Source organism: Catellatospora sp. NPDC049609, assembly GCF_040675365.1.
Lineage (GTDB): Bacteria > Actinomycetota > Actinomycetes > Mycobacteriales > Micromonosporaceae > Catellatospora.
In genome coordinates this window covers 72,218-99,054 of sequence record NZ_JBFAOU010000003.1, presented here as the reverse complement: position 1 = coordinate 99,054, position 26,837 = coordinate 72,218, and the positions used below count along the sequence as shown (strand labels likewise).

Sequence of the window (26,837 nt, the reverse complement as noted above, 5' to 3'; positions counted from 1 at the left end):
AACTCATCTTTTGATGACTTAGATCGCAGGCCGCGCAACCGGCACCGACGCGCAGGTCAGGACGCGATGAGCAGCGGGAGGCGCGGATCGCATGGAGACACGACAGCGCGATGCCGGACCGGCCGGCGACATCGCCGTGGTGGGCGTCGGATGCCGCCTGCCCGGCGGGGTGACCGACCTCGACGGGCTCTGGGACCTGCTGCGCCACGGCGTGGACACCACCGGAGCCGTGCCACCCGAGCGCTGGGGCGCCGAGTTCCACAGCCCCGACCCCGACGCGCCCGGCACCAGCTACTGCCCGCGCGGGGCGTTCCTCGCCGACGTGGAGACCTTCGACGCCGACTTCTTCGGCATCTCCCCGCTGGAAGCAGGCGAGATCGACCCGCAGCAGCGGCTGCTGCTGGAGACGGCGTGGGCGGCGATGGAGGACTCCGGCCGCCCCCGCGAGAAGTGGGCCGGCAGCCGCACCGGCGTGTACGCGGGCATCCTGGCCATGGACTACACGCTGCTGCACGCCAAGACCGCCGGCATCGGCAGCATCAACCCGTACTACGCCAGCGGCAAGGAGTTCAGCTTCGCCGCCGGGCGCATCGGCTACGTGTTCGGCCTGCACGGGCCGAGCATGATGGTCAACGCCGCCTGCTCCTCCTCGCTCATCGCGGTGCACCTGGCCTGCCAGGCGCTGCGCGCGGGCGAGTGCGACACCGCCCTGGCCGGCGGGGTGAACCTGCTGCTCGCGCCCGAGCTGAGCGTGTTCATGAGCAAGGTCCGCGCGCTGTCGCCCAGCGGCAGCTGCCGCCCCTTCGACACCACCGCCGACGGCGTCGTACGCGGCGAGGGCGCGGCGATGGTCGTGCTCAAGCGCACCGCCGACGCGATCGCCGACGGCGACCGGATCCTCGGCGTCATCGCGGGCAGCGCGACCAACCACGACGGCCGCAGCGCCGGCCTCACCGCCCCGAACCCCGAGGCGCAGCAGGCGGTGCTCGCCCACGCGCTGCGCGCCGCGAAGCTGGAGCCGCGCGACCTGTCCTATGTCGAGGCCCACGCGACCGGCACCCCGCTCGGCGACCCGATCGAGGTCGCCGCGCTCGCCTCCGTGCTGGGCGCGGGCCGCGACCCCGACGACCCGCTGCCGATCGGCTCGATCAAGGCCAACTTCGGCCACCTCGACTCCGCCGCCGGCATCCTGGGCCTGCTCAAGGCCATGCTGATCGTCCGGCACCGGGTCGTCCCGCCGCAGATCCACCTGGACCGGCCGATCGACGACCTGCGCGCCTCCGGCCTGACCGTGGCCACCGCCGCCACGCCGCTGGCCGGCACCGACGGCCCGGTCTACGCCGGGGTCAGCGCGTTCGGCCTGTCCGGCAGCAACGCGCACCTGATCCTCGCCTCCCCGCCCGCCCTCGGCGCGGGCGTGCCGCGCCGGCCCGCCGCGCGCAAGGGCCGCCCCGCCGCCGCGATGCCGCTGCTGCTGCTGTCCGCACCGGACCACGTCCGCCTCCGCCGGCACGCGGCCGAGCTGGGCGCGGCGCTCGCCGCTCCGGACGCGCCCGACGGGGCCGACCTGTTCGCCACCGCCGCCGTGCGGCGCACCCACTTCGCCGGCCGGCTCGCCGTGCGGGCCGGCGACATCGCGCAGGCGCGGGCCGCGCTGGACGCGTACGCCCACGGCGCCGAGCATCCGGCGCTGCGGGCCGGGGACACCGCCGACGCCCGGCCGCTGCCCTTCGTCCACGCCTTCACCGGCGCGGCCGCGCACCCCCGGCTGGGCCTCGGGCTCTACCGCACGCAGCCGGTGTTCCGTGCGGCGCTCGACGCGTGCGCGGCGGTGATCGAGGCCGAGGCCGGCTGGTCGCTGCTGACCGAGCTGGGCCGCAGCAACGCGGCCTCCTCCCGCGAGCCGGCGGTCAACCTCCCGGTCCTGGTCGCGGTGCAGCTCGCGCTGTCGCGCCTGTGGGAGTCGTGGGGGCTGCCGCCCGTGGCGGTGCTCGGCCACGGGCCCGGCCGGATCGCGGCCGCCGCGGCGGCGGGCGTGCTCGACACCGCCGACGCAATGCGGCTCGCCCTGCGCGCCGCCGCGCGGCCCGCCGCCGACGCCGCCGACCGGCTGGTCGTCGCCGAGGGCACGGTCGACGACGTCACCGCGGCCGTCGCCCCGATCGCCGGGGTGCGCGTGCTCGACGTGCTCGGCCCCGCCACGGTCGTGCTCGCCGGGCCGGGTAGCGCGATCCGCCAGGCCGCCGCAACCCTGCGCGGCGCCGGGATCACCTGCGGCCCCGCCCGCCCGCTCACCGCGTTCGACCTGCACCCGGGCTCGGCCGAGACCGCCGCGCTCGCGGCCGGGCTCACCGTCCGGCCGCCGCGCGTACCGCTGCTGGCGCTGCCCGCCGACTACGTCAACGACGCCGACCGGATCGGCCAGCTCGTCGGTCCGGATCGGCTCTGGCCCGCCGTCGACGAGTTCCTCGGCCGCCGCGCCGTCCACTTCCTCGAGCTCGGCCCCGGGCCGGTGCTGTCGTCCCAGCTGACCGCCGCGCTGCGGCACCGCAAGCGGACCGGCCGGGTGTACGCGGCGCTCAACCACGCGCCCGACGCCGTGGCCGCCGTCGCCGACACGCTCGCGGCGCTGTACGTCACCGGCGCGCCGGTCGAGTGGGATCGTGTCTTCACCCCACCGCGCCGTCCGGTGCCGCTGCCCGCGACCGAGCTGGCCGGGCGCCGATTCTGGCTGGCCGGCGTGACCGCCGGGGCACAGGGCGGGGCACCGGCCGCAGCGCAGAGCGGCCCCGCCGCCGGCCCGCCGATCACCACGACGCCGCGGGCCACGCAACCGGAGCCGGCGGCCACGGCGGTCCCGGCCGCAGCCGGTGCCCGCATCCCCGCTCCCCGGGCACCTCTGCCGGACGGCACGCCCACCGCCGGCCCCGCCCCCGGCGGTGCGGCGGTGACGGTGTCCGCGCAGGTGGCGGAGGTCCGGCCGGTGTCCCGGGAGGACGTCGCGGTCGAGATCACCCGGATGGCCGCCACGCTGCTCGGGCACGACCCGGACAAGCGGCTGTCCCGCGCGCAGGGCTTCTTCGACCTCGGCATGGACTCGTTCACGCTGGGCCGGCTCGCCCGCGCCATCAGCGAGCGGTGGGCCTGCGACGTCGGTCCCGGCGAGCTGCTCGACCACCCGAGCATCGACCAGACAGCCGAGCTGGTCGTCACCCTGGCTCCGGCGGAGCCCGCACCGCAGCCGTCCGCCCCGGCCGCGCCGGTGGCGAGCCCGCAGGCCGGGCACGGGACGCAGACCGCCGGAACGCCGGCCGGACCCACGGCACCGGCCACCGCGCCGACGAGTTCCCTCACGACGACGTCGCCGGAGGCCGTGCCAGCGGATCCGGTGGCGGCCGCCGTCGCGCCGGGGGTGGGCCCGGCGGGACCGGCGGCGCCCGCCGCCCCGGCAGCCGGGCAGGGGGTGCCCGGCGCCGGGGCGGCCGGAGCGCCACCCGAGGACGGCGCAGCGGCCGGAGCCCCACCCGCCGACGGCGTGGGGGCCGACGAGGACGCCATCGCGATCATCGGCATCGGCGCGCGCTTCCCCGGCGGCGACGAGGGACCCGACGGCTACTGGCGGATGCTGCGCGACGGCGTGGACGCCAGCGGCGAGGTGCCCGCCGACCGCTGGCCCGCGGCGCAGCTGCTCTCCGCCGACCAGGCGCCGGGCACCGTCGCCACCGCGCGGGGGTCGTTCCTGGACCGGGTCGACACCTTCGACCACCAGTTCTTCCGGGTGTCCGCCCGCGAGGCCCGCAGCATGGACCCGCAGCAGCGGATCTTCCTGGAGGTCGCGTGGGAGGCGCTCGACGACGCGGCGGTCGACCCGCGCGGTGACGCCGCCGGGCGGGCCGGGGTCTTCGCCGGGCTGAACACCACCGACTACCAGCAGCTGGTCACCCGGCACACGAGCAACGTCGACCTCTACTACGGCACCGGCAACTCGTTCTCGGGCACGTCCGGGCGGCTGTCGTACTTCCTCGGGCTGCGCGGGCCGAGCCTGTCCGTCGACACCGCGTGCTCGGCCTCGCTCACCGCCGTCCACCTGGCCTGCCAGAGCATCCGCTCCGGCGAGTGCGACCTGGCCGTCGCGGGCGGCTCCAACATCATGGCCACGCCCACCGTCTACCTGGCCATGTCGGCCGGCGGGGCGCTGTCGGCCGACGGGCGGTGCAAGACCTTCGACGCCGCCGCCGACGGCTACGGCCGGGGCGAGGGCGCGGGCGCCGTGGTGCTCAAGCGGCTGAGCAGCGCGATCGCCGACGGCGACCGGGTGTACGCGGTGATCCGCGGCAGCGCGGTGAACCACAACGGCGCCAGCGGCGGCCTGACCGTGCCGAGCACCGACGCGCAGACCGAGGTGATCCGGACCGCGCTGGCCCGCGGCGGGATCGCCCCGGCCGCCGTCGGGTACGTCGAGGCGCACGGCACCGGCACCCGCCTCGGCGACGGCATCGAGCTGCGCGCGCTCGCCGCAGCGTACGGCACCGGGCGTGATCCGGCCCGGCCGCTGCTGGTGGGCTCGGCGAAGACGAACATCGGGCACCTGGAGGCGGCCGCCGGCATCGCCGGTCTGATCAAGACGGTGCTCGCGCTGCGGCACGCCGAGATCCCCCCGCACCTGCACTTCACCGACCCGTCGACGCAGGTCGCCTGGGACCGGCTGCCGCTGCGGGTGAGCGCCGCGGGCGCGGCCTGGCCGCCCGGCCCCGAGCCCCGGCTGGCCGGGGTCAGCGCGTTCGGCTTCACCGGCACCAACGCGCACGTGGTCATCAGCGAGGCCCCGGCCGCGACGCCGGTCGAGACTCCCGCGACCGGGCGGTACTACGTGCTGCCGGTCTCCGGGGCGGGCGAGCCGGTGCTCGCCGAAGCGCTGGACCGCCTGCGCCACCACGTGTCCGGGCTGGACGAGGCGGGGCTGCGCGACGCCGCGCACACCGCCTTCCGCCGGGCGCACCACGAGCACCGCCGCGCGGTCGTCGGGCGCACCGCGGCCGAGCTGGCCGAGGCGCTGGCCGCCCCGCGCCACGCGGGCGTGGTGCCGGCCGGTACGCAGCCCCGAACCGCGTTCGTCTTCGGCGCCACCCTGCCCGACCTGGACTGGAACGCGCTGGCCGACCGGGAGCCGGTCTTCGCCGCCGCGCTGGACGAGTGCGCGGCCGAGATCGCCGCCCAGCTCGGCACGGACCTGCGGGAGCGGCTGCGCGGCGGGTTCACCGGGGACCGGGTCGCCGCGCTGGCCGTGCAGGTCGCGCTGGCCCGGCTCTGGCAGGCCCAGGGCCTGCACCCCGACGTGCACGTGGGACGGGGCGTCGGCGAGGTGGCGGCGGCGGTGTGCGGCGGCGCGCTGGACCTGGCCGAGGGCGTACGCGTCGCGGCCGGCCGGGGCACCCCGACCGCGCGCGGCACCGGCACCGTCCTGTTCGACTCGACCTCCGCGACCGCACGCACCGGCGACCCGCTGGCCCCCTGGTACGGCTCGGACGCGTGGGCACATGCCACCGCGTCGGCGCTGGCCAGGTCCGGGCCGGTGCTGGCGGTGGCGGTCACCGGCGGCCCGGCCGCGAGCGAGCTCGCCGGGCTCGCCCCCCAGCAGGTCACGGCGATCGGCGGCGATCCCGTCCCCCGATCGTTCGCCGACGCCGTGGCCCAGCTCTTCGTCCACGGGGCACGCCTCGACCCGGACCGGGTCACCCCGCGCGGCCGGGTGGTGTCGCTGCCCCGCTATCCGTGGCAGCGGCGGCGGCACTGGATCGACGTGCCGGTGCTGCTGGCCGACGACCCGAAGGTCGCCGGGCACGGCGGCCCGCACCCGCACCTGGCCCCGGCGTTCGTCCCGGCCGACCAGCCCGACGTGCGCTACCACGCGGTACGCGGCCCGCTCGCCGCCACCGACAGCCCGACCTCGCCGATCGACCTGGCGGAGGCGGCGCTCGGTGCGGCCCGGGACGCGCTCGGCACGGCACCGCTGTCGCTCACCGGGCTCGGCGGCGCGGACCTGTCCGGTGCCCTCGCCACCGGCGGGCGCGGCCCCCAGCTGCGGCTCTGCCGCGACGGTGACGGGCTGGCCGTGACACTGCACCCCGCCGACGGCGGACTGCCCGCCGCCCGGCTGCAGGCCCACCCCGCGGCAGCACCGGCCGTGCCGGCCACACCCGGCTCGGTTCGCCCGGCGGGTGGGCTGCTGCTCGCGCCGGATGCGGTCGCGGCGCTGCTGGCGGCCGCCGCCGAGGCGCTCGGCGGGCATCCGGTCGAGCTGTCCACCCTGGACGGCGTCGACTGGTGGGCCGCCGCGCCGGACCGGATCTCGGCCCGTGCGGCGGTCGGCCCGGACGGCGCGGTCGACGCGACGGCGTACGCCCCGGACGGCACCGTGCTGTTCGCGCTGCGGGGGATGCGGTTCGTGCGGACGGACACGTTCCTGGTCACGCCCGAGGAGGCGGAGCGCTGGACCGGTGCCGGCTACCGGACGCGGTGGGAGCGGGCGGAGGTGTCCCCGGCCGCGCCGAGCGGCACCTGGGCCGTGCGGCCCGCCTCGCCCGCCGCCGAGGAGCTGGCCGTCGCGGTCGCCGCGGCGCTGGCCGAGCGGGGCGCGGAGCTGACCGAGGGCCGGGCCGACCGGGTGGTGATGGTCGCCGACGGCGCGGAGCCCGCGCCCGAGGCGACGGCGGCGCTGGTCGCCGCGGCCCGCGACGCGGTCGCCACCGGCGCCTGGCTGTCCATCGTGACCTGCGGCGCGACCGACGCCCCGGGTGTCACGCCCCGGCCCGGCCCGGCCGCCGCCGCGGCGACCGCCCGGGTCGTCGCGACCGAGATCGGCACGGCGTGGGGGCTGCTCGTCGACGTCCCCGCGGGGGTGTCCGGCGCGGCCCACGCCGCGCTGGCGCTGACCGCGGGCCCGGAGCTGCCCGAGGACGAGCTGGTCCACACCCAGAGCGGCTGGTACGCGCCCCGCCTGGAGCACCACGGCCCGCTGCGCGGCCCGCTGCCGCCGCCCCGCCTGGATCCCGAGCGCTGGTACGTCGTCACCGACGCCCTCGACCCGCGCAACGAGACCTTCCTCGACTGGCTGCGGGCGCACGGCATGCGGCGCCTGGCCGTGGTCACCGCGACGAGCGACCGGGCGCCGTCCCGCGGCCGCGGCGCCGCGGCGGGGTCCACGACTGCCGCATCGCGGCCGGTGGCGGAACGGCTCGCCGGGCAGGGCGTCGAGGTGCGGGTGATCCCGCCCGGCGACCTCGCCGGAGCGCTGGCTGGGCTGGACGTCGGCGGCGTGGTGCACCTGGCGCAGCCCGCGCCGCTGCGCTCGCTCGCCGAGTTCGACCCGGCGGAGGCCGGTGCCGACCTGTCCCGCTACCGGATCGCCGCCCAGCTCGACGCCGCCACGCGCGGCACCGGCGCGGCGGGCGCGGCCACGACCCCGATGTTCGTCGTCACCGGCTCGGCGGCGGCGCACTTCGGCGCGGTGGGCGCGGCGGGGCGGGCGGCGGCCGAGGGGGCGCTGCTGTCCCTGGTCGCCGCCCGCCGCGCCGCGGGGCTTCCGGCGCAGCTGCTGCGCTGGATGCCCCGGGCCGACACCGGCGACCTGTCGGTGCGCGACGCGGCCGGGATGGCCGTCAGCGGGGTGACCCCGGCCGACGCGGGCGACCTGCGCGAGGCGTTCGACCTGCTGCTGCGGTCCGGGGTGGCGCACCTCGACCGGGCGGTGATCGCCGAGGCGGCGTTCGTGCGGGCGTACGGCCCGGCGGCCCGGCGGTCGGTGGCCGCCGCGCTGGCCGCCGACGGCGCGCCGGCCGCTACCGCCGCCGCGCCCCGTGCCGCCGAGGTGCTCGCCCTCGACGCCGACCAGCGGCTCGACCGGGTGCTGGAGACGGTGTGCGCGGCGGTCGCCGACGCGCTCGGCGAGACCGACGTCGCGCCGGACGTCGGGTTCTTCGAGCTCGGCATGGACTCGGTGATGTCCATGGCGCTGCGCACCACGGTGGAGCGCGCGTTCGGGTGCTCGCTCACCCCGACCCTGACCTTCGAGTACCCGACGAGCCGGGCGCTGTCCGCGCACGTGCTCGAACAGATCGGCGGTGCGCCGGGCGGCCCGCGGCCCGGACCGGCGGCGGCCGTCCCCGCCCCCGCCGGCACCGCACCGCCGCCGGCCCCGGCGGCGACCGCGCCGGACGGCCTCGACGAGGCCTCGGACGACGACCTGATGACCCGACTGGCCCTGGCGCTGAGCGGAGCCCGCCGCCTGCTGGACGAGAAAGGGCAGTGATGACCGACATCGACTACCGGCCGCACCTCGTGGAGGCGCTGCGCACCATCGAAGAACTGCAGGCGCGGCTCACCCAGCCGCAGGCCGCCGAGCCCATCGCCATCATCGGCATGGGCTGCCGGCTGCCCGGCGGCGTGACCGAGCCGGACGAGTTCTGGCAGCTGCTGCGCAACGGCGTCGACGCGACGGGGGAGTTCCCCGCCGACCGCGCCGACGCCGCGGCGTACTTCGACCCCGACCCCAACGCCCCCGGCAAGGCGCACACCATGCGCGGCGGCTTCCTCGGCCGGGTCGACCGGTTCGAGCCCGCCGTGTTCGGCATCTCGCCGCGCGAGGCGGTGGGCATGGACCCGCAGCACCGGCTCACCCTGGAGGTGACCTGGGAGGCACTGGAGCGCGCCGGGTACGCCCCGGACCGGCTGGACGGCAGCCGCACCGGCGTCTACCTCGGCGTGTCCACGACGGACTACGTGCGGCTGCGGCAGCAGGTCGGCGACCCGGCCGACATCGACGCGTACCAGCTGGTCGGGGAGCCGAGCTTCCTGGCCGGGCGGATCTCGTACACGCTGGGGCTGCGCGGGCCGAGCCAGGTGATCGACACGGCCTGCTCGTCGTCGCTGGTCGCGGTGCACGAGGCATGCCAGGCGCTGCGCTCCGGCGAGTGCGACCTGGCCCTGGCCGGCGGCGTCAACCTGATGCTCGCGCCGTACGGCTTCGTGCTGATGAGCAAGTTCGGCGCGCTGGCGCCGGACGGGCGGTGCAAGACCTTCGACGCGTCCGCGGACGGGTACGCCCGCGGCGAGGGCGCCGGGGTCATCGTGCTGAAGCGGGCGAGCGAGGCGCTGGCCGACGGGGACACCATCCTCGCCCTGGTCGCCGGTTCGGCGATCAACCACGACGGCCGGTCCAGCGGGATGACCGTGCCGAACCCCTCTGCCCAGCGCGATGTCGTGGAGCGGGCGCTCGCGCAGGCCCGGATCGCACCGGACCGGGTGGACTACGTCGAGGCGCACGGCACCGGGACCTCGCTGGGCGACCCGATCGAGCTGCGCGCCCTGCACGACGTGCTGGCCACCGAGCGGGCGGGCGACGACCCGCTGCTGGTCGGCTCGGCCAAGACCAACATCGGGCACCTGGAGTCGGCCGCCGGGATCGCCGGCCTGATCAAGATCGTGCTGGCCATGCGGCACGGTGAGATCCCGCCCCACCTGCACTTCACCGACCCCAACCCGAACATCGCGTGGGACCGGCTCAACGTCCGGGTGACCGCGTCGCACCAGGACTGGCCGTCCCGGGGGCAACGCCGGGTGGCCGCGGTGAGCAGCTTCGGCGTGAGCGGCACCAACGCGCACGCCGTGCTGACCTCGGGCCCCGACCCGGCCGAGCGCGCGGGCGCCGACCCGGCGCACGAGACCGTGTTCCTGCACGCCCGCACCGGCCAGGCGCTGACCGAGCTGGCCGACCGGTTCGCCCGGCACCTGCGCCGCGAGCCCGGCCTCGCGCTGCGCGACATCGCCTTCACCACGCAGGTCGGCCGCACCCGGCAGCCGGAAGGGCTGGCCGTGGTGGCCGACGGCGTGGACGGCGTCGCCGACGCGCTCGCCGCGTACGCCCGCGGCACCCGCGACACCCGGGTCATCGAGGCGAGCCTGCCCTCGCACAAGCACCGCAAGACCGCCTGGCTGTTCACCGGCCAGGGCTCGCAGTACGCCGGGATGGCCGCCGGGCTGCTCGCCGAGCCGGCCTTCCGGGCGGCGTTCGACGAGGTGGCGGCGCTGCTCGACGAAGGGCTCGACCGGCCGCTGCGCGAGGTGGTCTGGCCGACCGCGGGCACGCCGACGCCGCTGGACGACACCCGCTACACCCAGCCCGCGCTGTTCGCGATCGAGTACGCCCTGTCCGCGCTGTGGCGGTCGTGGGGCCTGAAGCCCGCGGCCGTGGCCGGGCACAGCATCGGCGAGGTCACCGCCGCGGTGGTCGCCGGGGTGCTGTCGCTGCCCGACGCGGCCCGGCTGGTGGTGGCGCGGGCGCGGCTGATGTCGGCGCTGCCCGCGGGCGGTGTGATGCTCGCGGTGCGCTGCGACGAGCAGACCGCGACCCGGTTCATCGGCGGCTACCCGGACACGGTCGCGCTGGCGGCGGTGAACAGCCCGAACGACGTGGTGGTCGCGGGCGCGGCCGACGACGTCGCCGCGGTGCAGCAGGCGATGGCCGCCGAGGGCATCGCGGGCACGCTGCTGACCGTCTCGCACGCGTTCCACTCGCCGCTGATGCGGCCGATGGTCGACGAGTTCCGCGCGGTGCTCGACGGGCTGACCTTCCACCAGCCCCGGCTGCCCATCGTCTCGAACGTGACCGGCACCTGGTGGACCGGCGCCGACGCGGGCCCGCAGTACTGGATCGACCACGCGCTCGGCGCGGTGCGCTTCCTCGACGGCGTACGCACCCTGCATGCCGACGGGATCCGGACGTTCCTGGAGGTCGGGCCGCAGCCGGTGCTGTCCACGCTCGGCGCGCGCTGCGTCGACGACGACCAGGCCGTCTTCGTCGCCTCGCTGCGCCGCGGCGGCGAGCGCCAGCAGCTCCCCCGCGCCCTGGCCACGCTCTACCTGCGCGGCGCGACGGTCGACTGGCCGGCCGTGCACGCGGGGCGGGACACCCGGCGCGTGGCGCTGCCGACGACGCCGTGGCACGGGGAGTCGTACTGGTTCCGCGAGGCGGCGCCCGCCCCGGCCGCGGCCGCGCCGCTCGGCGAGACGGTGCTGACCGAGCCCGTCGCCGCGCTGCGCCTGCCCGGCGCGTTCCCCCTCTACCGGCTGCGCCCGCCCGCCGACGGCGACGGCGCCGAGCTGCCTGTCGGCGCGCTGGCGGGGCTCGCGCTGGAGCTGGCCCGCGACGGGTACGGCCACCGCTTCACGGTGCTCGAACAGCTCGTCGTGCACGAGCGGCTCGGCGCGGCGGAGCTGGCCCGGGGTGCGCAGGTGACGCTGTCGCGGATCGACGAGGCCGGCGTGCGGTGCGCGGTGCACGCGGCCGACCCGGCCGGGGAGTCGGCCGGCGCGCCGTGGCGGCTGCTCGCCGAGGCGGTGGTGCGCACCCGGCCGACCGCCGAGCAGCATATGGCGATCGAGGCCGACCGCCTGGTCACGCACGACTTCGACGCGGCGGCCGCGGCCAACGCGAGCCGGGTGCTCACCTGCGACGTGGTCGCGCACGTGCGGCGCGAGGGTGACGGGGTGCTGTTCGCGCTGGACCCGGCCGCCGACATCACCGCCGCCCGGGTCGTCGACGCCACGCTCGCCGCCGTGCACTGGGCCGCGGGACGGTCCGAAAGCGACCGCGCCGCGCCGGTGGACGGGACCAGGCTGGGCGGCTTCGTCTGCGCCGACCCGGCGAAGGTGCGCTACGTGTACGCCACCGGCGGCCGGGACGAGGCGGGGGCCGTCACCGGCAGCGTGCGGCTGTACGCCGAGGGCGGCGCCTGCGTCGGCGGCGCGGCGACGGTCACCGTGCCCGCCCCGCCGCCCGCCGGGCTGGTCCGCACCGCCTGGCAGGACCCGGCGACGCTGCTCTACGACCTGGCCTGGCACCCGCTGCCGCCCGGCACACCGGCCCCGGTGCCGGTCGCCGGCACCGGGCACCTGCTGCTCGCCACCGAGCTGGCCTTCGCCGACCAGCTCGCCGAGGAGCTGCGGGCCCGCGGCGCGCAGGCGTTCGTGGCCGCGCCGCCGGTGCGGGGCGTCGCCGACGCCTGCGCACCGGACCTCGACGCGCTGCGCGAGCTGCTCACCTCCTGGGCCGCCTCGACCGCCGACCCGTCGCGGATCGTGCTGCTCACCGGGCTGGCCGCGCCGCGGCTGACCCATACCGACGCGCGCGGCCTGCACGAGCACCTCGCGGTCAGCGATCTGCTGGTCACGGCGCTGGTGCAGGTGCTCGGGGAGACGCTGCCGGGCGTACGCCTGGTCGTGGTCACCCGCGGCGCGGCGGGCACCGGGTTCGAGGGCTCCGAGGTGGACGCGGTCAGCCAGACGCTGTGGGGCCTGGGGCGCGTCGTCGCGCTGGAGCACCCCGAGCGCTGGGCGGGCGCGATCGACCTGGACCCGCACGACCGGCGCGGCGAGTGCGCCCGGCTGATCGAGGCGCTGGGCCGCACCGCGGTCGAGGACCAGCAGGCGGTACGCGGCACCGGCGTGCTGGTCGCGCGCCTGGTGCCCCGGCCGCTGCACGAGGGCGAGGCGGGCCGCGAGCCGGTGATCCGGCCCGACGGCAGCTACCTGGTCACGGGCGGCTTCGGCGGCATCGGCCAGGAGATCGCGACCTGGCTCGCGGTCGCCGGCGCGGGCCGGATCGTGCTGTCCGCGCGGTCCCCGCTGCCCGGCCGGGACACCTGGGACGGCGAGCTGAGCCCCGCCGACCGTACGCGGGTGGACCTGGTGCGGCGGCTGGAGCGGCTCGGCGCGCAGGTCACCACGGTCGCCTGCGACGTCGTCGACGACACCGGCATGGCCCGGCTGTTCACCGAGCTGGCCGAGGACCGGCTGCCGCTGCGCGGCATCGTGCACGCGGCGGGCGTCTCCGGCCCGGCGTTCGTCCGCGACGTCACCCCGGCGGAGTACCGCGCGGTCTGGGCGCCGAAGGTGGTCGGCGGCGCGCTGCTGCACCAGCTCAGCGGCGCGTCGACGGAGCTGGAGCTGTTCCTGTCGTTCTCCTCGGTCGCCGCGACCTGGGGCTCGCAGCACCTGGCCAGCTACGCCGCGGGCAACGCGTTCCTGGACGGGCTGGCGCACCTGCGCAAGGGGCAGGGCCTGCCCGCGCTGACCGTCGCCTGGGGCCCGTGGGACCTGCCCTCGGCCCTGTTCGACGCCGAGGTGATGGCGTTCCTGCACGCCACCGGCCTGCGCTCGCTGGACGCCGCGCAGTCGCTGCGGCTGCTCGGCCCGCTGCTGGCCGGCGACCGGGCGACGGCGGTGGTCTGCGCGGCGGACTGGTCGGTCTACAAGCCGGTCATGGAGGCCCGCACCGACCGGCCGGTGCTGCGCACCCTGCACGTCGACGACGACGAGGCGACCGACGGCGAGCGCGGCGCGTACGCCGACCTCGTGGCGCTGGCGGGCACGCCGGACGCGGCCGGGACGGCGCGCGAGCTGATCACACCGCTGCTGTCCGACGTGCTCGCGGGCGTGCTCGGCGGGACCGCGATCGGCCCCGACGACGACATCGTCGGGCTCGGCCTCGACTCGCTGATGGCGATGGAGGTGGTCCGGGCGCTCAAGCGGGAGCTGCGGGTGAGCGTCAAGGCGAGCGCGCTGTTCGAGCACCCGACGGTGACCGACTGGGCGGCCCTGGTCCGCGACGAGTTCGCGCGGGCGCACTGGGGCGACGAAGGCTCCGGCGACGGCGCGACCGGCGACGGCCGGCCCGACCAGACCGACCCGGCCTGGATCGACGGCGACGTGCGGCTCGACCCGGCGATCGTGCCGCAGGGACCGGTGGTGGTCACCGCGTCGCCGCGCCACGTGCTGCTCACCGGCGCGACCGGCTTCGTCGGGGCGTACCTGCTGGACGAGCTGCTGGACCGCACCGACGCGACGGTGCACGCGCTGGTGCGCTGCGACGACCCGGCCGAGGGCCTGGCCCGGGTGCGGGACAACGTCACGCGTTACCTGCCGTGGCGGCCCGACGCCGACGCCCGCGTCGTGATCGTGCCCGGTGACCTGGGCGAGCCGATGCTGGGACTGGGCGGGCAGCGGTTCGCCGCGCTGGCCGCGGACTGCGACGCGATCTTCCACGCGGGCGCCTGGGTCCACTTCAGCTACACCTACGACCAGCTCCGAGCGGCGAACCTGACCGGCACGCAGGAGCTGCTGCGCCTGGCCGCGCACGGCGCCCGCACCATCCCGGTGCACCACGTGTCGACGTACGGCATCTGGGGCGTGCCCGCGCAGGGCCGCCACGCGATCGCCGAGGACGAGCCGATCACCACGGCCGGCCGCCTGGTCACCGGGTACGTGCAGACGAAGTGGGCCGCCGAGCGGCTGGTCGAGCAGGCCCGCGAGCGCGGGCTGCCGGTGGACGTGCACCGGCTGGGCCGGGTGCTCGGCGACTCACGCAGCGGCGCCTGCCTGACCACGCACTTCACCACGCGGGTCATCAAGGGCTGCGTCCAGCTCGGCCTGGCGCCCGACATCGACATCGACATCGAGATGACGCCGGTCGACTACACGGCGCGGGCACTGGTCGCCATCGCGCTCGGCAAGAGCGCCTTCGGCGACACGTACCACCTGATCAACCCGAAGAAGATGCGCTTCCTCGACCTGATCCGGATCATCCGCGAGCACGGCTGGCCGGTCGAGGTGGTGCCGGTCGAGCGCTGGTGGTCGGTGCTGCGCGACTCGTACGGCAACCGCCCCAACGAGCTGCACGCGGTGATGGGCGTGGTCGAGGAGTTCGTCGTCGGCGGCGAGGAGGCCATCGACTACGGCACGGCCAACGCCGAGACGGCGCTCGACGGCACCGGCATCAGCTGCCCGCCGCTGGACGCCGAGCTGCTGCACACCTACCTGACCTGGCTGCGGGAGACCGCGTACCTGCCCGAGCCGGTCCAGGTCACCAAGTCCACCCCGGCGGCGCGGCCGCGGTCGCGCCGGACACGTTGAGAACGGCTACGGAGGTCGAGATGTCCAAGGGACTGTCCAAGCAGGTCATCGTCGTCGGCGCGGGCCCGGTCGGCCTGACGCTCGCGTGCGAGCTGGCCCTGTCCGGGGTGCGGACGCGCGTGATCGAGCGCCGCGCCTGGCGCACCAAGGAGTCGCGGGCCATGGGCCTCTACCCGGGCAGCATGGAGCTGTTCGACATGCGGGGCCTGGGCGAGACGTTCGCCGAGTTCGGCAACCCGGCCGACCGGATCACGCTCAGCACCGGCGGCGGGATCGAGCTCGCCGCGCTGGACTCGCGGTACGCGTACCTGAACGTCATCCCGCAGAGCACGATCGAGGAGATCCTGGAGACCCGCGCCCGCGAGCTGGGCGTCGAGATCGTCCGGCGCACCGAGGTCGTCGAGTTCACCCAGGACGAGACCGGGGTGACGGTCACCCTGCGCACCGACGGCGTGCAGCGCACGGAGCGCTGCGCGTACCTGGTCGGCTGCGACGGCTCGCACAGCGTGGTGCGCGAGCAGCTCGGCATCGACTTCGGCGGCAGCACCCACCAGTACGCGGCGATGCTGGCCGACGTGCGGCTGGCCAAGCCGCCCGCGGAGAAGGTCCGGCTGACGCCCGCGCCCGGTGCGGTCGCCGTGACCATCGACTACGGCGACGGGTGGTACCGGCTGGCCTGCCTGGACCGGTCGCAGCCGTGGAGCGACGAGCCGCTGACCATGGAGGTGCTGCAGCAGACGTTCGAGCGCATCCTCGGCTACGACCTCGGCCTGCACTCGCCCCGCTGGCTGGCCCGGTTCAAGGTGCACGAGCGGCTGGCCGACCGCTACCGGGTGGGCCGGGTCATGATCGCCGGGGACGCGGCGCACCTGCACTCGCCGCTCGGCGGCCAGGGCATGAACCTCGGCATCCACGACGCGTTCAACCTGGGCTGGAAGCTGGCCGCCGAGATCGACGGCTGGGCCCCGCCCGGCCTGCTGGACTCGTACGAGGTCGAGCGCCGGCCGGTGGCCGCGGCCACGATCCGGCTGACCGAGCGCGGCACCCACATGGTCACCAGCGCGTCGCCGCCGGTGCGCGGCGTGCGGCAGCTGGTCACCGGGCGGGTGCTGCGCAGCCCGCGGGTGCAGCGGGCGGTGGCCGCCCGGGTGGCCGGCCTGACCACCGCGTACGTCGACGGCCCCGGCGAGGGCGCGCTCGCGGGCACCCGGATGCCGGGCCTGACCCTGCACACCACCGGCGGCGTCGACGTGCAGGTGCACGAGCTGCTGCGCAACGGCACCTTCCTCCACCTGGAGCTGCGCGGCGCCGAGCCCGCCGACGTAGCCGACTGGGGCGAGCTGGTCACGACGGTGGCCGGGCGGATCGTCGCGTCGGGCGGGTGGGGCGCGGCGACGGCGGTGCTGGTGCGGCCGGACGGGCACGTCGCCTGGTCGACGACGACGATCGACGACGAGGACCGGGCCGCCGAGACCGCTGCGGCGATCACCACCTGGTGCGGCACGCCGTACCCGGGTCGCCGGCCGGTCGTGGGCTGGCCGCACGACTTCCCGGCGGAGGCCCTGGCCGCCCCGGCGGACGCCCTCGCCGCCCCGGCGGTCGAGGCCGACCTCGCGATCAGCGCCACGGAGCGGTGAGCCGCCGTGGAGCAGTGGCAGTCGGCGTTTGAGACGCCGCCGGACTGGACGGGCTGCGTCGTCACGATCGGCTCGTTCGACGGCGTGCACCGCGGGCACCAGGCGGTGGTCCGGCTGGCGGTGGCCCGCGCCCGCAGCCTGGGCCTGCCGAGCGTGGTGCTCACCTTCGACCGGCACCCCCGCTCGGTGGTACGCGCCGGGCAGGCGCCCGCCCAGCTCACCACCGCGGGCGAGCGGGCCCGGCTGCTCGCCGGGCTAGGCGTGGACTACCTGATCACCCAGCCGTTCACCGACCGGTTCGCGGCGCTGACGCCGGGCGACTTCGTGCAGTCGGTGCTGGTCGACGGGCTGAACGCGAGCCTGGTGGTGGAGGGCGCGGACTTCCGGTTCGGACGGTTCGCCGCGGGCGGGGTGGACGACCTGGCGGCGCTGGGCATCATCCACGGGTTCTCGGTCGAGGTGCTGGAGCTGCGGGCGGCGGGCAGCTACGCCGGTGCGGCGTACTCCTCGACGCTGGCCCGGGGCCTGATCGCGGCGGGTGACCTGCTCGGCGCGCGCGAGGTGCTGGGGCGGCCGCACCGGATCGCCGGGGTGGCCGGGCGGGCGGCGCGGCCGTCGGCCGGGCGCGGGCGGCTCGCGGTGCGGCCCGCGCCGTACGCGGCGCTGCCCACGCCGGGCGTCTACCGCGGCACGCTGCACCTGGACGGCGTCGCGCTGCCGGCGCGTCTGCTGGTGCGGCCGGATGCGGGCGAGCCGGGCGAGGTGCAGGTCGAGGTGCGGGACGAGGGCGCGGGGCTCGCCGCCGTGGGCGACGTGTCGCTGGACTTCCTGGCCCGGATCGCCGCGCCCGCGGCCGATCCGATGCGGCCGGCCGGGATCCTGCCGTGACGGCGCGGGGGCAGGCCGTGTCCGAGCCCGCCGCACCGGGCTGGCGGCGCCCCGGCCGGCGTCCCGGCGCGCACCACACCGCCGACCGCATCCTCGACACCGCCCTGGCGATGTTCGCCGAGTCCGGGCTGGACTCGGTGACCGTCCGCGCGATCGCCGCGCGGGCCGAGGTCGACGCGGCGCTGGTGCACCACTTCTACCGGTCGAAGGAGGGGCTGTTCACCGCCGCGGTGGCCGGCGCCGCGGTGCCGGCGGGGCTGGCCGACCTGGTCCGGGCGCCCCTCGACGGCGTGGGAGAGCGCCTGGTCGCCGTGTTCCTGGCGCACTGGGAGCAGGCCGAGGTGCGGCCGCGGCTGCTGGCGGTGCTGCGCTCGGTGCCGTCCAGCCCGGCGGCGGCGGGGCTGATGCGCGACTGCCTGGACGAGCATCTGACGGCCGCGGTGGCCGCCGCCGGCGCCGACCACCCGGCCGAGCGCGCCGCGCTGATCGGCTCCCACCTGATCGGGCTGGCCATCGTGCGGTACGTGCTGCGCTCGGAGCCGCTGGCGAGCCTGCCGGTGGGCCGGGCCGCCGCCGCGGTGGGGCCGGTGCTGGGGGCGTACCTCGTCCAGCCGGTCGCCCGGCTGCGCAGGGCGGGGTGAGACCGCCCATATCGACCGATTGGCATGGATCACGCTGGACCGGGACCATAATTGATCGTACGATGATTTCGTCACTCGATGACTTCAGCCGGAGTCGTCGTCACGCCACGATGGGAGTAGTCACGTGGAAACTGGAAGGAGGCAACCCAGTACCGCCTGGACCTGGGTTGCGGCACTCGTCGGCGTCTTCATGGTGGCCGTCGACACCCTGGTGGTGACGACCGCACTGCCGGAGATGCAGCGTCACCTGAACATCGGCATCTCCGGTCTGGAGTGGATCGTCAACGCCTACACGTTGACCTTCGCCGTCTTCCTGCTCGTCGGCGCGGCGCTGGGCGACCGGTTCGGCCGCCGCCTGCTGCTCGGCATCGGCCTGGTCATCTTCACCGGGGCCTCGGCCGCGGCCGCCGCCGCGCCGAACCTCGGCACGCTGGCCGGCTCGCGGGCGCTGCAGGGCTTCGGCGCCGCGATCATCATGCCGCTCACGATGACCCTGCTGGCCAGCGTCGTGCCGGCGGAGAAGCGCGGGCACGCGTTCGGCCTGTGGGGCGCGATGGTCGGCCTCGGCATCGCGCTCGGCCCGGTGGTCGGCGGCTCCATCACGGAGGCGCTGTCCTGGCAGTGGATCTTCTGGATCAACGTGCCGATCGGCGCGGTGCTCCTGCTGATCATGCCGCTGGTGCGGGAGAGCCGCGGCGGCGCCGGCAAGCTGGACCCGCTGGGCACCCTGCTCATCACGGTCGGCCTGTTCGGCGTCGTGTACGGCCTCATCCGCGGGCACGAGCTGGGCTGGGACGACCCGGGCATCCTGACCGGCCTGATCGGCGGCGGCCTGCTGGTGCTGGCGTTCGCGTGGTGGGAGCGGCACGCGGCGGCGCCGATGGTGCTGCCGGGCCTGTTCCGCAGCCGCGGCTTCACGCTGACCACGGTGATCGCCATGATCATGCCGTTCGGCGCGTTCGCGGCGGTGTTCCTCGGCGCGCAGTTCCTGCAGACCATCATGGGTTACTCGCCTCTGGAGGCCGGCGTGCGCACCCTGCCGATGACCGCGATGCCGCTGATCGCGGCGCCGCTGTCGGGCCGGCTCAGCGACAAGATCGGCGGCAAGCCGCTGGTCGTGCTCGGCCTCGCGCTGCTGGCGTCGGGCATCGGCTGGATCGGCCTCATCGCGACGCCGACCATGCCGTACAGCGACCTGGTGCCGCCGTTCATCCTGGCCGGGTTCGGCCTGGGCCTGTTCATGCCGGCCGTGGCCGCGCTGGCGATCAACTTCGCGCCGGCGAACCTCGACGGCGTCGCCTCCGGCGTGACCAACGCGGTGCGCCAGGTGGGCACGGTCCTCGGCGTCGCGGTCGCGGGCGTGATGTTCGCCGAGTACGGCGGCTTCACCAGCCCGCAGTCCTTCGTCGACGGCCTGGTCGCCGCGCACGAGGTGGCGGCGATCGCGCTGGCGGTCGGCTTCCTGGTCGCGCTGGGCATCCCCCGGTCGCGCCCGAAGGCGCACGGCCACGGCCCCGCTCCCGAGCAGGCGAGCGCGGCCCCCGCGCCCGAACTGGCCGGGGTCAAGGGCTGACCCCGGCACGTCGGGGAGGCCCTTTCCGCGCCCCGGTCGAGCGCCTCCCCGGCGTCCGTCGCATATCCGCTCTTTGGCCGATCGGACATCCCGCGAAGGTCTTAAATGGACCTAGTGTGGTACGGAGTCGAACCACGGCCATCGATCGATCGAAGGGTCCCCCTCACCATGAACGCCGTCCGCCTGCGCTGCAACGGAGCCAGCATCGTCCACTTCGAGCCCGACGGCCTGCTCGTCACCGCGAGCATGCTGCCGCTGGGCGCGCAGCACGTGTGGCACGCGCTGACGCTGCAGATCTCGTATCTCGGCACCGGCGGCGTGCTGACGTACGTGCAGACCGGCGGCGGCGGTGGTGAGGGTGACGTGTCGATGGAGCTGACCACGCTGGCCGGCCGCGGCGACCGCAGCCAGCCGGACGTCCGGCTGGTGCGCTTCGACCTGCCCGAGGGGGCCTCACAGCGGACGGTCACCATCTGGGGGATGCCCGGCGGCGAGGACGACGCCCGGGGCGAGCTGTCGATCACGATCGAGGGCACGCCGTCGGAGATGACGGTGACCACCCGAGCCGCGTTCACCCGCTCCGACCTGCCGCTGGCCAGGCTCCGGCCGGTCTCGTCCTGCGCGACCGACCTCCTATGATCAGCCCGCGTTCTCCTCGGCCGGGGACGGCTCGCGGCGGCGCAGCCGCGGGAACCAGGCGGGCACCGCGCGCCGGTACTCGTCATAGGACTCGCCGTAGCGGGCGCGCAGCCGGGGCTCCTCGTAGAAGTGCACGAACGCGGCCTGGCCCAGCGACACCACGACCCAGTAGACCAGCAGCGAGGTGCTGCGCAGCACCGCCGCCTGGCCGAGGATCGCCATGTCCACCGCGACGTACATCGGGTTGCGGACGAAGCGGTAGAGCCCGCCGACGACCAGGTGCTCCGTCTCCGCGACCGGGGCCGGCGTGCCGAGCCCTTCGACGATGAACCGCAGGAAGGAGTGCAGTAGGGTAGCGACGCCGACGACGATGAGGACCCAGCCCGCCGCGGTGAGCAGGCCCTGCGCCGGCACGGACGGCCCCGGGCGCCAGTGGCTTATCCACCAGGGCAGCAGACCGACCACCGTCCCCGGAGCTACACAGAGAAACAGCAGGCTACCGAGGACGGCTTTCGTTTTCCGCATTCCGATCATTCTACATAGGGATCATCGACCGTCAATGGAATCGGCGTCGACCGGACAAGGAGGAGCGATGTCCGAGGAGCGAGGCGAGGGCCCGGTGCCCAAGCCGACGGGACGCCGCCCCGGCCCGGTCTCCAGCTACCAGGCGGTGCTCGCGGCCGCCCGGCGGGAGTTCGGCACGCACGGCTACCAGGGCACCACCACCCGCGGCATCGCCACCGCGGCGGGCGTGGACACCGCCCTGATCCATCACTTCTTCCTCACCAAGGACGGCCTGTTCGAGGCCGCGGTCGGCCAGGCGTTCCGCTGTGACGACCTGCCCGCCCAGATCGACGGTGACCGCGCGCTGCTCGGCGAGCGGCTGGTCGCGGCGTTCCTGCGGCACTGGGCGCAGCCCGACGTCAACGACTGCCTGCGCGGCGTGCTGCGCTCGGTGCACACCTCGACGCTGGCCGCCGACGCGGTGCGCGACCTGCTCGGCGAGGGCGTGCTGGCCCCGGTGATCCGGCAGCTCGGCGTGGCCTCGGTGGAGCGGCGCGCGGCGCTGGTCGGTGCGCAGCTGGTCGGCCTGGCCACGGTGCGGTACGTGTACCGCCTCGAACCGGTGGCGTCGCTGGACCCGCAGCAGGCGGCCGTCCTGCTCGGCGAGGTGTTCCAGCGGCTGCTGGTCGGCCGGCTCTAGGGCTGCTGCGGCAGCGGGCCGGTCAGCAGGCGCTGCAGCACCGCGCCGGTGCCGCGGACCAGCTCGGCCAGGTCCAGCTCGGCCAGCGGGCCGCCGCCCAGCAGGTAGCGGCACATGGAGACGCCGGTCAGGTGGGTCGCCGCGAGCGCGGCGCGCAGGCGCGGCCGGTCCGGGCTGACGCTTGCCGCGATGGCGCCGAGCAGCTGGCTCACGTACTCCGACTCCAGCCTGCCCACCGCGTCCGGGCTCTCCAGCGACGCGGCCAGCCGCGCCCGGTGCAGGTCGGCGGTGGCGGCGTCCTCCCAGGGCGCGAGCACGGCCTGCGCGGCCCGGCGGCCGATGGTGGACGGGCTCTGCCGCAGCAGCCGCGCGGCCAGCTCCAGCGGGTCGCTGTCGACGGACAGCGCGTTCCACAGCAGGTTCTCGCGGGAGCCGTAGTAGTGGCGCACCAGCCGGGGGTCGACGTCGGCGGCCCGCGCGATGCTGCGCACGCTGGCGCCGCTGCAGCCGTGCTCGGCGATCTCGCGGCGAGCCATCTCGAGGATCGCCTGGCGCACTCCCCCGGGAGGCACCTCGCCGGCGTCTGCCACCGTCTGCTCTCGCGCAACCATGGGGCACACCCTCATCCCGGCCGTCAACGATGACAACGCGGACATCATACCGCAGCAACGGTGCAACAATCCCGAAGCAAACGTGTCCGTAGTGGAGGGATGCCACACGCCGGTCCGGCCCTGACGTGAGGCGAGGCTTCTGTCACGCCGCGGGAACGGCGTGGCAGAAGCCTCGCATCGGTGCGGCCGGCACTCAGGCGGGAGCGGCGGCCTCGTCGGGGATGACGGCGAAGATCTGGTCGGCCACGCAGACCGGGCGCGGGCTGCGGTCCGACGACATGGTCATGCGGGCCACCACCCGGTAGCCGCCGGGGATCCGGCGCACGTCGCGCACCTCGGCGCTGCCGCGCAGCCGCGAGCCGGTGGGCACGGTGCCGTTGAACCGCACCCGGTCGAAGCCGAGGTTGATGACGCTCTTCGCGTTCTGCACCCGCACCAGCTCCGCCACCATCGACGTGCACAGGGACAGGGTGAGCGCACCGTGCGCGATGGTGCCGCCGAACGGGCTGTCGGTCGCGGCGCGCTCGGCGTCCACGTGGATCCACTGGTGGTCGTTGGTGACGTCGGCGAACGAGCTCACCCGCTGCTGGTCGACGGTCTGCCAGTCGGTGGGGCCCCAGACCTCGCCGACCGTGTCCGGCAGCGCCGCCACGTCCTCGATGACCCTCATCGGCCACCGCCGTCGGGGCCGAAGGCCTTGATGCGCCAGCCGTCGATCTGCGGCGCCGCCGCCTCCTGACGGCCGCTGATCGTGCGCACCGCTGTGTACACGGCGCCGACCACGATCGCGCCGATGATCAACCGCTTGAGCACGGTATCCACCCTCTCCGGGGATTCGGGAAACGGAATAACTCCTCTTTTGATGAATTCTATTCCGGGCGCAGTGCCTGGTCAAGGCCGTCGATGCCCCGCACCGTGGCCAGACCCTGCAGCGCCGCCAGCACGTGCGTCACCGGCACGCCGTTGAGCTGGGCCGCCGCGACCACCTCGTCGTACTCGGGCTGCGCGGTGACCACCCGGCCGTCGAGGAAGCCCCGCTTCACCCCGACCTCGGCCGCGCCGACCCGCACCCGCACCCGGTCCCGGCGCAGGCTGCGCCGCTCCACCCGGGACACCCGTACGCCGAGGGTGGTGGTGTGCTCGAAGACCACGCGGCACACGGTGTCCAGGCGCTCGGCGTCGGTGAGCACGCTGAGCACGTGCGCCGGGCGGCCCTTGTGGCCGAGGGCGGCCGTGCACCAGGCGTCCGCCGCGCCGACCCCGCGCAGGTGGTCCAGCAGCGTGGGCCACACCCGCGGGTCGAGGTCGTCCACGGTGGCGTCGACCCGGTGCAGCTCCGCGTCGAGCCAGCCGTCCCCGGCCCCGGCCGCCGCCGTCGCGGTGCCGATCACGACGCGTACCACGTTGGGATGGGTCTCGGGGTCACGCGTGCCGGCGCCGACGCCGACGGCGACCGGGGTGCCCGCGGGCGGCGGCCCCCACGCGGTGGCGAGCGCGGCCAGCAGCGCGGCGCCGGTCGGCGTGCACAGCTCCATCCGCCCGGGATGCTCGGCGACCGGTGCGCCCGCGGCCGTGACCAGCTCCAGCACCGCGGGCACCGGCACCGGGATCAGCCCGTGCGCGGCGCGCACCGTGCCCGAGCCCAGCGCGATCGGGCCGACCACCCGCGTCACGCCGTCGCCCAGCAGGTCGAGGTCGTGCAGGGCGAGCGCGCACCCGACCACGTCGGCGATCGCGTCGAGCGCGCCCACCTCGTGGAAGTGAATGCGCTCGATCCCGACGCCGTGCACCCGTGCCTCGGCCTCGGCCAGCCGCTGGAAGGCGGCGGTGGCGAAGGCGGCCGCCTCGTGCGGCAGCCCGGCCTTGCCGATGACGGCCAGCACGTCCGACAGGTGCCGCTCGGTCTCCGTCTCCGGAGCCTGGACCTGCGCGTACGTGGCCCGCAGGCCATGCCGGCGCACCTGCACCGGGTCCACGGTGACCGGCTCCACGCGCAGCCCGGCCAGCCCTGCGCGCACCACGTCGAGCGAGGCGCCCGCGTCCAGCAGGGCGGCGAGCAGCATGTCCCCCGCGCAGCCCTGACCCGGGTCGATCCACAGCGTCCTCACGCGGCGGCCCTGGCCGTGGCACGCGCGATCCGGGCGGCGGCCACCCCGGCGCCGAACCCGTTGTCCACGTTCACCGTGGTGATGCCGGGCGCGCAGGTGTTCACCATGGCCAGCCAGGCGGTGACGCCCTCCAGGTGCCAGCCGTATCCGACGCTGGTGGGCACGGCGACGATCGGGGTGCCGATCAGGCCGCCGACCACGGACGGCAGCGCCGCCTCCATCCCGGCGACGACGACCACGACGTCGGCGGCCCTGATCCGGTCGAGCTGGTCGAACAGCCGGTGAATTCCGGCCACCCCGACGTCGACGATCTCGTCGGCCCGGGAGCCGAACACGGCGATGGTGGTGGCGCACTCGCGCAGCACCGGCAGGTCGCAGGTGCCCGCGCTGACCACGGCCACCCGGCCGCGCGGCGGTGGTGGCGGCCCGAGCACGACGGTCCGTCCGATGTCGTCGACCACCGCTCGGGGCAGGTTGCGGCGGCAGTGTTCCCGGCCCGCCTCGTCGACCCGGGTCGCCAGCACGGCGGTGTCCGGATTGGCCGCATGCAGGCCGCGCAGCGCACCGACCACCTGCTCGGGCGTCTTGCCATGTCCGAAGACGACCTCGGCATCACCGGTGCGGGCGCGGCGATCGACGTCCAGCGTCGCGTATCCCAGCTTCATCTGATGATTTCCTCGTCTGTTGAGTTTATGCTCTAACCATACATCGCCATGTGTCGACTAGGGAGCCCTGATTCGCATGAACGGAGACCGCAGCACAGCCGAACTCGCCGACCTGCTCGTCCAGGAGATCGCCGGATACGGGCGGACCCTGGTCGCGGCCTCCGGCGGCATCGACTCCACCGTGGTGGCCGCCGCCGCGGTCCGCGCCCTCGGCCCGGCCGGCGTCGGCCTGCTCACCGCCGTGTCCGCGTCGCTGCCCGCCGAGGAGCTGGTCGAGATCCGGCGGCTGGCCGCCGAGCTCGGCGTCGCGCACCACACCCCCGCCACGCGCGAGCTGGACGTGCCGGAGTACGCGGCCAACGGCATGCAGCGCTGCTACTTCTGCAAACGCACGCTGCTGGAGGCGGCCCTGGAGACCGCCGCGGCCGAGGGATACGCCGCGATCGCCACCGGCACCAACGCCACCGACCTCGGCGACCGGTTCCGGCCGGGCATCGTCGCGGCCCGTGAGCGCGGCGCCCGCACCCCGCTGGCCGACCTCGGCGTCGGCAAGGAGCAGGTGCGCGCCATCGCCCGCCACTGGGGCCTGCGCACCTGGGACAAACCCGCCGCGGCGTGCCTGTCCAGCCGGATCGCGTACGGCATCTCGATCACCTCGGCCCGGCTGGCCCGGGTCGAGCGGGCCGAGGCGGTGCTGCGCCGGCACCTGCACGGCCTGGGCAACCGCGACCTGCGGGTACGCGACCTCGGCGAGTCCGTCCGGGTGGAGGTGGACGCCGACGCCGTCTGCTGGATCGAGCGCGACGTCGAGGTGCGCAACCTGCTCCGCGAGTCCGGCTTCGGCCAGCTCTCGGTGGAGGTCGTCGCGTTCCGCTCCGGCTCCATGAACGAGCTCCCCGTCGCCGCCTGATCCGCCGAGACGAGCGAAGCTCCGTGCACGCTGTCAGACCAGCGCGCACGGAGCTTCGGTCGGGTCAGCGGGAGGACGACGACCAGATGCGCTCGGGGCGATCGGCGCGGATCGGGCGGGTGGCCTCCCACAGGCGGCGCCACGTCGCGCCCCGCGGCCCGGACGGCCGCTCGATCCGGCCGGCGTGCGACTCGCGCAGCGCCCGGTACCAGCCCAGCTCCTCCTCGGCCCAGAGCCGGTGCACCGCGTCGGCGACCCGGACGTTGAAGTCGCGGGCGGCCTCGCCCTCGTGGGGGAGCATCGGGCGGCCGTACCGGACGGTCAGCGACGGCCGCCCCCGGATGATGGCCCACTCGCCGCGCGGCATCGCCGCGTACGTGCCGCGCATCGCCACCGGCACCACCGGCACCTTGCGCGACCAGGCCAGGAACGCCGCGCCGATGCGGAACGGCGACATCCAGCCGTCCTGCGAGCGGCTCGCCTCGGGGAACAGCAGCAGGCTCCAGCCCAGGTCGAGCAGCTGCGGCGCGAGGCTCGCCTGCTTCTGCTTCGCCGAGCCGCCGAAGCGCTCCACCGGGAACGCGTTGAACGCGAGCGTGGTGACGATCGCGCGCCAGCGGGCGGTGAAGAAGTAGTCCGCGGCGGCGCCCACGGCGACCCGGCCCGCGAAGTTCTTCGGCAGCGTGTTGAGGATCAGCGGAGCGTCCAGGTGGCTGGCGTGGTTGGCCGCGAAGATCACCGGCCCGGTGAGCCCGTCGAGGTACTCGGTGCCCTCGACGGTGGGCCGGGTCTGCGCCCAGACCAGGGGCTTGAGCACCCCCGCGTGCAGGCCGCGCCGGGCGGCCCGCGCCGCCTTGCTGCGCGTCCACGCGGTCCGGAAGGTCAGCCCGGGGCTGGGCTTCCGGAACGGCACGGCCGAGCGCGGCGTACGCGAGCGCCCGCGGAAGTCCCGCCCGGCCAGCAGCTGCTTCAGATCGCTTCGGAAGGTCATCGG

The 26,837-nt window shown here is 75.8% G+C and carries 16 protein-coding genes; 9 read left to right on the top strand and 7 right to left on the bottom strand.

The features are described from left to right. Nucleotides 1–91 precede the first annotated feature (91 nt). The 7 genes from AB0J67_RS01700 (at nt 92) to AB0J67_RS01670 (ending at nt 20,345) form a co-directional block, all read left to right on the top strand. Nucleotides 92–8,308 (top strand): beta-ketoacyl synthase N-terminal-like domain-containing protein, encoded by an 8,217-nt coding sequence (locus tag AB0J67_RS01700; RefSeq protein WP_363475134.1) that lies wholly within the window; start codon nt 92–94, stop codon nt 8,306–8,308. After that, nucleotides 8,308–14,967 carry a thioester reductase domain-containing protein gene (locus tag AB0J67_RS01695; protein WP_363475133.1) on the top strand — a complete coding sequence of 2,220 codons (6,660 nt, stop codon included), beginning with the start codon at nt 8,308–8,310 and terminating at the stop codon, nt 14,965–14,967. The genes AB0J67_RS01700 and AB0J67_RS01695 overlap by 1 nt, the downstream gene beginning before the upstream one ends. A 20-nt stretch (nt 14,968–14,987) precedes the next feature. Beyond that, nucleotides 14,988–16,604: an FAD-dependent monooxygenase gene (locus tag AB0J67_RS01690; RefSeq protein ID WP_363475131.1), complete on the top strand. Its 1,617-nt coding sequence runs from the start codon at nt 14,988–14,990 to the stop codon at nt 16,602–16,604. A gap of 6 nt (nt 16,605–16,610) precedes the next feature. Continuing rightward, complete coding sequence (locus tag AB0J67_RS01685) at nt 16,611–17,492, top strand: bifunctional riboflavin kinase/FAD synthetase (RefSeq protein ID WP_363475129.1); 882 nt, start codon at nt 16,611–16,613, stop codon at nt 17,490–17,492. Beyond that, nucleotides 17,489–18,133 (top strand): TetR family transcriptional regulator, encoded by a 645-nt coding sequence (locus tag AB0J67_RS01680; RefSeq protein ID WP_363475127.1) that lies wholly within the window; start codon nt 17,489–17,491, stop codon nt 18,131–18,133. The genes AB0J67_RS01685 and AB0J67_RS01680 overlap by 4 nt, the downstream gene beginning before the upstream one ends. Before the next feature lie 124 nt (nt 18,134–18,257). After that, complete coding sequence (locus AB0J67_RS01675; RefSeq protein ID WP_363475125.1) at nt 18,258–19,706, top strand: MFS transporter; 1,449 nt, start codon at nt 18,258–18,260, stop codon at nt 19,704–19,706. Nucleotides 19,707–19,874: 168 nt separating this feature from the next. Then, the gene (locus AB0J67_RS01670) at nt 19,875–20,345 is read left to right on the top strand and encodes a hypothetical protein (RefSeq protein WP_363475123.1); all 471 of its coding nucleotides are present in this window, start codon (nt 19,875–19,877) and stop codon (nt 20,343–20,345) included. On the opposite strand, the gene AB0J67_RS01665 is transcribed toward AB0J67_RS01670, so the two are convergent. Then, nucleotides 20,346–20,759, bottom strand: a complete 414-nt coding sequence (locus AB0J67_RS01665) for an isoprenylcysteine carboxylmethyltransferase family protein (RefSeq protein ID WP_363475121.1) — start codon at nt 20,757–20,759, stop codon at nt 20,346–20,348. 178 nt (nt 20,760–20,937) lie between these two features. Here AB0J67_RS01665 and AB0J67_RS01660 point away from each other — a divergent pair, with 178 nt between their 5' ends. Further along, on the top strand, nt 20,938–21,549 hold the full coding sequence (locus tag AB0J67_RS01660) for a TetR family transcriptional regulator (protein WP_363475119.1): 612 nt from the start codon (nt 20,938–20,940) through the stop codon (nt 21,547–21,549). On the opposite strand, the gene AB0J67_RS01655 is transcribed toward AB0J67_RS01660, so the two are convergent. The 5 genes from AB0J67_RS01655 to larB form a co-directional block, all read right to left on the bottom strand. After that, nucleotides 21,546–22,160, bottom strand: a complete 615-nt coding sequence (locus tag AB0J67_RS01655) for a TetR family transcriptional regulator (protein WP_363475117.1) — start codon at nt 22,158–22,160, stop codon at nt 21,546–21,548. The genes AB0J67_RS01660 and AB0J67_RS01655 overlap by 4 nt on opposite strands. A gap of 193 nt (nt 22,161–22,353) precedes the next feature. Further along, on the bottom strand, nt 22,354–22,830 hold the full coding sequence (locus AB0J67_RS01650; RefSeq protein WP_363475116.1) for a MaoC family dehydratase: 477 nt from the start codon (nt 22,828–22,830) through the stop codon (nt 22,354–22,356). Then, entirely contained in the window at nt 22,827–22,973 is a 147-nt protein-coding gene (locus AB0J67_RS01645) for a hypothetical protein (RefSeq protein ID WP_363475114.1), read from the bottom strand. Before AB0J67_RS01645 ends, AB0J67_RS01650 begins: the two co-directional genes overlap by 4 nt. A gap of 56 nt (nt 22,974–23,029) precedes the next feature. Next, nucleotides 23,030–24,268 (bottom strand): nickel pincer cofactor biosynthesis protein LarC, encoded by a 1,239-nt coding sequence (gene larC / locus AB0J67_RS01640; protein ID WP_363475112.1) that lies wholly within the window; start codon nt 24,266–24,268, stop codon nt 23,030–23,032. Further along, nucleotides 24,265–24,933, bottom strand: a complete 669-nt coding sequence (larB, locus tag AB0J67_RS01635) for a nickel pincer cofactor biosynthesis protein LarB (RefSeq protein ID WP_363475110.1) — start codon at nt 24,931–24,933, stop codon at nt 24,265–24,267. Before larB ends, larC begins: the two co-directional genes overlap by 4 nt. Before the next feature lie 76 nt (nt 24,934–25,009). Between larB and larE the strand changes: the two genes are divergently transcribed. Further along, nucleotides 25,010–25,843, top strand: coding sequence for an ATP-dependent sacrificial sulfur transferase LarE (larE, locus tag AB0J67_RS01630; protein ID WP_363475108.1), 834 nt, complete (start codon nt 25,010–25,012; stop codon nt 25,841–25,843). Nucleotides 25,844–25,907: 64 nt separating this feature from the next. On the opposite strand, the gene AB0J67_RS01625 is transcribed toward larE, so the two are convergent. After that, nucleotides 25,908–26,834, bottom strand: a complete 927-nt coding sequence (locus AB0J67_RS01625; RefSeq protein WP_363475106.1) for a lysophospholipid acyltransferase family protein — start codon at nt 26,832–26,834, stop codon at nt 25,908–25,910. Nucleotides 26,835–26,837 lie beyond the last annotated feature (3 nt).